Annotated in this window: 3 protein-coding genes; 1 reads left to right on the forward strand and 2 read right to left on the reverse strand. The window is 68.1% G+C overall.

Going from position 1 to position 8,283, the window contains the following annotated elements; genetic code table 11:
• Positions 1-35: 35 nt before the first annotated feature.
• Complete coding sequence (locus tag AC5Y42_RS22575) at positions 36-713, forward strand: hypothetical protein (RefSeq protein WP_499900791.1); 678 nt, start codon at positions 36-38, stop codon at positions 711-713.
• On the opposite strand, the gene AC5Y42_RS22580 is transcribed toward AC5Y42_RS22575, so the two are convergent.
• A complete protein-coding gene (locus AC5Y42_RS22580; protein WP_499900792.1) occupies positions 703-3,339 on the reverse strand; it encodes an NAD-dependent epimerase/dehydratase family protein in 2,637 nt (878 codons plus the stop codon). The two genes, AC5Y42_RS22575 and AC5Y42_RS22580, sit on opposite strands and share 11 nt — an antisense overlap.
• Positions 3,340-3,363: 24 nt before the next feature.
• The coding region (locus tag AC5Y42_RS22585; RefSeq protein ID WP_499900793.1) for an SDR family NAD(P)-dependent oxidoreductase at positions 3,364-8,283 on the reverse strand (4,920 nt) is incomplete at its 5' end.

The following is an 8,283-nucleotide window of genomic DNA, read 5'->3' on the forward strand; positions in this document are numbered from 1 at the left end:
CCGCAGAATCAAGCGACGACAGTTAACCTGGCACAATGCGGATTGCCGCGCTGGTCGCAGCGTCGTTGCTGGTCGTCGGGTGCTCGCACGGGACCGATAGCCGCGGCACGCAGCCCTCGACCTCTGCATCCACACCTTCGCGGGCAACTTCCACCCCGCCCTCGAACCGCCCGCCGCCGGCCGCGGCCGTCGCGCCGAGTGCTGGCGCACCGATCTCCGATGTCATCGCGTGGGTGGAAGCCGGCGCCCCGGCCGACGGGGGCGCGTATCACCGCGCAACGCGCGACGGGGTGGCCGCCGACCTCGGTACTGACATTGCGTTCACCGTTGCCAAAGTCCGCTGCATGACCGACACCAAACACACCGGCGGCGCGCTGTCCTGTCTGGTCGGCTTGGCCCATCCGCCACCGCGACCGGCGACCGTCTACGGGCAATGGCAGAGCGGTTGGGTCGACTTCGACGGCGCCAGCCTGCAGGTGGGGTCGGCCCATGCCGATCCCGGGCCGTTCGCACGCGGCAACGGGGCCGATCTGCCGGTTGGGAAATCGTTGTCCTTCGGTGACTATCGTTGTCGCGCAGACCAAGTCGGCGTGTATTGCGTGAACTATGCGCACCGGTCGGCGGCTGCGCTGGCCGCCACGGGTATCGAGCCGTTCGGGTGTCTGCAGGCGGTTCCGCCGCCCGACGGCGTCGGGCAGAAGTTCAGCTGCTGAGGCCGCCAACCTCTAGGACGCGGATCTCTCCGGTACTGCCGTCGACCTCGATGAGCGCCCCGGGTGTGAGGCGTCGAGTGGCGCCTTCGACGTCGACCACGCAGGGAAACCCGAACTCGCGCGCCACCACCGCGGCATGCGACATCGGGCCACCGAGCTCGGTCACGACCGCGGCGGCATAGGAGAACGCGGCGGTGTAGCCGACATCGGTGACCTCCGCGACCAGGATCTCACCGGGTTCCAGGTCGTCGATGGTTTCCGGCCGAACGATCCGCACGCGGCCGCGGACCCGTCCACCGCAGACACCGAGGCCATGCAGGGTCTGTCCGGCGGTGAGGACGCTTTTCGGACCGGCGGCCGGCTGCCAGCCGCCGCTGAACACTGCCGGGGGAATGACGTCTGCCAGGTTGCGCTGTTCGGCGCGGCGGCGCGCCACAATGTCCGCCGCGTCGGCGGGCAGCGCGTCGAGCTCATCGACCAACAAATAGAACACGTCGTCGGGAGTGTCGAGGTCTCCGCCGTCGGTGAGCCGACGTCCCTGCTCCCGCAATAGCTTTCGCAAGATCCAAATGGCCCGCACCATCTTGTCGCGACGTACTTCGCGGTCGCGAATTTGATGCACGGCCAATTGCGCGACCGGTCGAGCCTGGACCGGGATCCGCGGATGACGGGGCTGCGCCGGCGCTGGGGCATTCAACGATTTCGCGACCATCCGGAGCAGCAGTTCGGGATCGTCGGCATAGGTGGTCGACAACATCTCGACTTCCGCCGGCCCCCGGTGACCGATCTGCGCCAGCTCGTCGAGGACCGCAGCGTGGAATCGCGGCGCCTTCTCGGCCAGCGCCGCGAGCCGGTTACCCGGACCGGCAAGCACCTCAGCCGCATCCGGATCGTTCTGCGCCGCGGCCACCAGCCGGTGCAGCGCGCCCAGCAAGCGCGCACTGGCCAAGTCCGGCCCGGCCGAGGGCGCGATGTTGCGTCCGCCCAGCCCCCGCAGGATCACACTGAACGCCGCCGAGAGCATAAAAGACCCCGATGCCAGCACCCAACCGTGCACGACGTGATCGCGTGCCAGCAAGATCAAACTGAGCAGGCGATCGTCGTCCAGTTGGGTGGGGTCGTCGCCCACCAGACGCTCCAACCGGTCGATATCGGCGATGTAGTCGCGGGTATCCCGCCCCGAGCCCGCGCTGAGGCCGACCAGATTGACCCCGAACACCCCGATGTTGCGAAGGGTGCGCATTTGTTTTGCGGCGTGGCCAGATTGGCTCGGCAATCGCTGCTCACCGAAGATCGGCAGGCTGCCGGCGCTGGGGCCGAAGAATCCGCTGTTACTGACGACCGTCGCCGGTTTGACGAACGGCACGGTTTCGGCCATGAAATGCGCGGCGGTAATGGCGCCATACAGCCGGTGGGCGAACACCGCGACAGTTCGCATGGCGATTTCGCGTTGGATCAACCCGCCCGGCCGCAGCCGCTCGGCGATACCGACACCGCCGGCTCGCAGGCCGCGCACGGCGACCGACACCGACGACGGCGAAAACGGTCCGGGCAGCGCCTCCGACAGATTCGTGGCCAAAAAGGTCGGGAAGCGCCGGTCGATCGGAGTGTCGAACTCCCCGTTACAGCCGTCCGGGCCGGCCAGGGCGGGAACCGTGCCGTCAGCAGCCGGCGCGTCAACCGCCGGGATGTCCTGGACATTGGTCAACTGCCATGGCAGTGACATCACCCGCGTGCCCAGGCTCACCCGTCCGCGTACCGCCAACGCGAAATCAGCGACGCATTCAGCGGCGCTCCAGGCCGGGGTGAACTTCCAGGTGTCGTGCAGCCGTGCGGTTTCCATCAAGGGAGCAGCCAGCAGGTGCTCGAGCTCGGCGGCCGCACTCATCCGCCGAAGCAGTGCGCCCAGCCGCTTTCCCACCCGCGCCGTCGGGCGTCTGACCGCGGCGGCGATCTCAGCGAACGTCGGTTCCCCCGGCGCAGCAAGGTTGACCGGCCCGCTGTCGATGCCGGTGTCGAGAATCGCTCGAACGAACACCCGATGTGCGTCGTCGGGGTGCACAACCTGCAGCGCACGGTCCCCAGACCCATCAGTCGCTGGAAACAACAATGACGCCCAGAACCGGAGCACCCAGTTGTCGACGTTTCGGCCGAGGATGACCGCGGAGCGGACCGCCACCCATTCCGTGCCGGAGGTCGCCAGCATTTCCTCGGCGCGGGCTTCGGCGGTTACCGGGCTGAGTTGGTGGTCTTCGCTGCGCGGTGGCGCTCCGCGCTCGCGCGCACCGTATGCGTACGCCGAGGACGCGAACACCACCCGCCGGGTGCCGGCCCGCGTGATCGCGTCCAGCACGTTGGCGGTCCCGCCGAGGTTGATGTCGTGCGCGAGCTGTGCATCTGCGCCGGGGTCAGCCACCCAAGCGCAGTGCGCGACGACATCGGCCCCGGTGATGGCGTGTCGGACCGCCGCTGCATCGCGAATGTCGCCGTCGACGAAGGCGGCTGCGCTGGGCCAGCTTTCGGGGCGATGACGTGCCAGCCCGACAACCTCGTGCCCCAGGGAGAGCAATCGGCCCACTACGCCGCGACCGATCACGCCGCTGGCTCCGGTGACGGCGATCCTCACGAAATGACCCGGAATCTCAACTCGCTACTCGTCGTCATCGAGCAGCGCCGCGTTGACCAGATCGTCGAGATCCATGTCGGCGAGGTCTTTCTCTCTGGTCTCCCCGACGCCGTCGCCGTCGACTTCATTGGCCAAACCGAGCAGCAGGTCCAACACCCCGGCCTGCCGCAGGCGCTTGACCGGAATCGACGCGACCACCCGCTGAATCTCCGCTTCCCCGGGCGCGGCCTTTGGCGCAGGCTGATCGGCGGCGCCGAGCAGTTCTTGGTGGAAATACCCAGCCAGCGCAGCCGAGTTCGGGTAGTCGAAGATGAGGGTGGGCGAAAGAGCCAATCCAGTGGCCGCTTTGAGCCGGTTGCGCATCTCGACCGCGGTCAGCGAGTCGAATCCCAGCTCCTGGAAGGCTTTGTCCGGATCGATGGCCTCGGTCGTCGTGTTGCCCAGCACGGTGGCGATGTGGGAACGCACCAGATCCAGCAGCACGGCGTGCTGCTCATCCTCAGGCAGTCCTTCCAAGCGCTGCAGCAGAGCGGTTTTCGACTTGGCGGCGGCCAGCGAGTCGTCCACCTGACGCCGCGCCGGCGCACTGATCAGATCGACGAACATCGGCGGCAGCGTGCCACCGTCGAACTTGGCGCGCAACGCCGTGAGGTCGATGCGGGCCGGCAGCAGGAACGGCTCGTCGACAATCATTGCGGTGTCGAGCAATCCGAGCGCCTCGTCGGCGGACATCGCCACGATGCCGTCGCGGGCGAACCGGGCGAAATCGACTGCCTCGAGTCCTCCGGTCATGTCGCTGGCCTGATCCCACAAACCCCAGCCCAGCGTGGTCGCCGGCAGGCCCTCCGCACGCCGGTGCACTGCCAGCGCATCGAGGAACGAGTTGGCCGCCGCGTAGTTGGCCTGCCCGGACGATCCCACCAGAGCGGCCATCGACGAGAACATCACAAACGCCGACAGACCGAGATCGCGAGTCAATTCGTGCAAATTCCAGGCCGCATCCACTTTGGCCCGCATCACCGTGTCGATGCGCTCAGGCGTCAACGACGTGATCACCGCGTCATCGAGTACCCCTGCGGCGTGAATCACCGCCGACAGCGGATGCTGCGCGGGGACATCGGAAATCACCGCGGACAATGCATCCCGGTTCGCCGCGTCGCAGGCCACCACCCGCACGTCGGCACCGGCTGCCGTGAGTTCGGCAGCCAACTCCCCGGCGCCCGGCGCATCGAGTCCGCGGCGGCTGACCAGGATCAGGTGGTGCACACCGTGTCGGGTCACCACATGCCGGGCCAGGGCGGAGCCCGCCATTCCGGTAGCACCGGTGATCATCACCGTGCCTGCCGTCCACGCGTCAGGCATCGTCATCACAACCTTGCCGACGTGGCGCGCCTGACTCAAGTACCGCAACGCCGCCGGCGCCCGCCGAATGTCGAACGTGGTGACCGGCAGCGGACGTAAAGCCTTGTCCGCGAACATGGCCGCCAAATCGGCGAGGATCCGCCGAATGTGATCTGGCCCGGCCTCGAAAAGGTCGAAGGCACGGTAGCGCACCCCGGGATGGCCGTCGGCGACGACCGCGGGATCGCGCATATCGGTCTTGCCCATTTCCAGGAAGATCCCGCCGGGAGCCACCAGTCGCAGCGAGGCGTCGACGAAGTCACCGGACAGCGAGTCAAGTACGACATCTACCCCGCGGCCGTCGGTGGCCGCCCGGAATTTGTCCTCGAAGTCCAGGCTGCGCGAATCGGCGATGTGGTCCTCGTCAAAGCCCATCGACCGCAGGGTGTCCCACTTGCCGCGACTGGCCGTGGCGAACACCTCCAGGCCCCAGTGCCGCGCCAACTGCACGGCGGCCATCCCGACACCGCCGGCGGCGGCATGGATGAGGATCCGCTGGCCCGGCTTGACTTCGGCCAGCGCCGACAGGGCGTAATACGCGGTCGCGAAGACCACTGGCACCGTGGCGGCCTCGGTATGCGACCACCCTGGCGGGATTTCGATCAGCAGGCGCTGGTCGGTGGTCGCGATCGTGCCGGTGCCTTCCGGGAACAACCCGGTTACCCGGTCGCCGACCGCGAATTGGGTAACTGCGGGCCCGGTCTCGACGACGACGCCGGACGCTTCGACGCCCATCGCCGCTGCGTCGTCGGGGTACAGACCCAGCGTGATCATCACGTCGCGGAAGTTGGCCGCCATGGCGTCCACGGCAATACGGACATGCCCGGACTCAAGCGGCGCGTCGGCGTCGGGCAGCGGCTCCAGCAGCAGGTTCTCGAAAGTTCCTGCGGCCGAAAGCCCGAGCCGCCAAGCGGTTTCGCCGGACGGAGGGACCAACAGCCCGTCTACCGCCCGGCTGCCGTGGACCCGCGCGATATGGAGGACGCCGTCGCGCAGCACCACCTGCGGCTCACCGACCGCCAATATCGCGGCCGCGGTGGAATCGTCAACCGGTGCGTCGACGTCGGCGAGCACCAGCCGGCCGGGATGCTCGGTCTGCGCCGAGCGCACCAGCCCCCACACCGCCGCACCGGCCAAATCCGTGACGGCCTCCCCCGGCAACGCCACCGCACCGCGGGTCGTCACCACCAACATTCCCGAATCGTGTTCGGAAAGCCACGACTGCACTGCACTCAGCGCGGCATGCGTGCGCTGGTGTGCTTCGGTGACGGGATCGCCGGCCACCGGCAGAGATTCGAACACCTCGTGGGAGGCAACGGCATCGGCGTCGACCACCGACGGCTGCGGTGACCAGATCACCTCGAACAGTCGATCAGGGCCCGAGCCCGATACCGCCGCCATCAGTTGCTGCTGGGACACCGGCCGGGCCACCATCGCGGCCACCGACAACACCGGCAGGCCCAACGCGTCCGCCAGCTCGATCGACACTGCGGACGGTCCTGTCGGCGCGATGCGGGCCCGCAGCGCCGACGCGCCGGCGGCATGCAAGCACACTCGCTGCCACGAGAACGGCACCAGCACACCACCATCGGAATCCGTGCCGTTGGTGGCGACGATCACCGCGTGCAGCGCCGCATCCAGGACCGCCGGATGTACACCGAACCCGGCGGGCGACGTACCCGCGTCGGCCGGCAGCGACACCTCGGCGAACACCTCGTCGCCGCGGCGCCACATCGCGGTCAAGCCCTGAAACGCCGGACCATATCCGTATCCGCGTGCGGCCAGCTGGTCGTAAATTCCGGCCACGTCCACTGCGTCGGCGCCGATTGGAGGCCAGGCCGACAAATTCGTGCTCGGCTCGACAGCACCGGCGGCCACCGTTCCCTCGGCGTGCAACACCCAGCCGGAGCCGGCCTCGGCGCGGGAAAACACCGACACGGCACGGGAACCCGTCTCCTCGGCGGCGCCCACCACGACCTGCACGGCGACCGAACCGGAGGCCGGCAGCACCAGCGGCGCGGCCAGCATCAATTCCTCGACGACGCCGCAACCGACTTCGTCGGCGGCCCGGATCACCAATTCGACGAACCCGGCCCCGGGGAACAGGACCACCCCGCCGACCGCGTGGTCGGCCAACCACCGCTGCGACGCCGGCGACAGCCGGCCGGTCAGCACCACCCCGCCGGAGGTGGGCAGTTCGACCACGGCGCCCAGCAGCGGATGTTCACTGGGGGCCAAGCCCAAACCTGCGGCATCGACCGCGGCGCCGTCACCGGAGAGCCAGAACCGGCGGCGCTCGAAGGCATAGGTCGGGAGCTCGACGAATCGGCCGCCGGAAAGCACGGCACGCCAATCGACTGCGGTGCCCGACACAAAACCCTGGGCGATCGCATTTGCCAGGGTGACCGGCTCGGGGCGATCTTTGCGCAGCATGGGTACCGACACCACGTCAGCGTCGGGCAGCGACTCGTCGATCGATGCGGTCAAGCCGCCGCCGGGACCGACTTCCAGGAAGAGGGTGGCGCCGGCGGACTGGGCGAAGCGAATGCTGTCGGCAAATCGCACCGCTGCCCGGACATGCTGAGTCCAGTACTGCGCGGAGGCGAAGTCGTCGCCGGCCAACTGGCCGGTGACGTTCGAGATGATTGGAATGCTGGGCTGCGCAATGGCGAGTCCGGCTGCCACCGTGGCGAATTCGGTGATCATTGGTTCCATCAACGGCGAGTGGAAGGCGTGCGACACAGCGAGCCTGTGCGTTCTGCGGCCCTGGACGCGCAGTTGCTCGGCGATCGCCGTCACCGCGTCCTCGGCCCCGGAGATCACGACCGACGAGGGAGCGTTCACCGCAGCGATGCCGGCGTCGTCGCCGAGCATCGGCCGCACTTCTTCTTCGGTCGCCTGCACCGCGAACATGGCGCCGCCGGCGGGCAGCGCCTGCATGAATCGGCCGCGTGCGGCCACCAGAACGGCGGCGTTCTCCAGCGAGAGGACACCGGCGACGTGCGCGGCGGTCAACTCGCCGACCGAGTGCCCCATCAGGTAATCGGGCCGCATGCCCCACGACTCCAGCAGCCGGAACAGGGCCACTTCCGCGGCGAACAACGCGGGTTGGGCGAATTCGGTTGTGTTCAAGAGTTCTTCGTCATGCCCCCACATCACCTCGCGCAGTGGTCGCAACAGATGCCGGTCCAACTCGGCGACGACAGTGTTGAACGCTTCGGCGAATACCGGGTATGCGGCGTGTAATCCCATGCCCATGCCGAGCCATTGGGAGCCTTGGCCGGGGAAGACGAACACGGTCTTGCCCGCCGGGGTCGCCCGCCCCGACACCACACCGACACCCGGTAGGCCATCGACCAACTCCCCCAGCCCGCCCAACAACTGATCACGATCAGAACCGATGACCACCGCCCGATGCTCAAAGGTCGACCGCCCCGCCAGCGACCACCCCACATCAACGGCATCCAGTTCGGCGTGGTCCGCAACGTAGCCCGCCAGCCTTGCGGCCTGCTTCTCCAGCGCCACAGCACTTTTGGCAGATAA

The organism is Mycobacterium sp. NGS48, assembly GCF_059812585.1.

Coding starts and splice junctions, on each gene's coding strand:
- AC5Y42_RS22575 (WP_499900791.1), top strand. CDS start 36: ATGCGGATTGCCGCGCTGGTCGCAGCGTCGTTGCTGGTCGTCGGGTGC.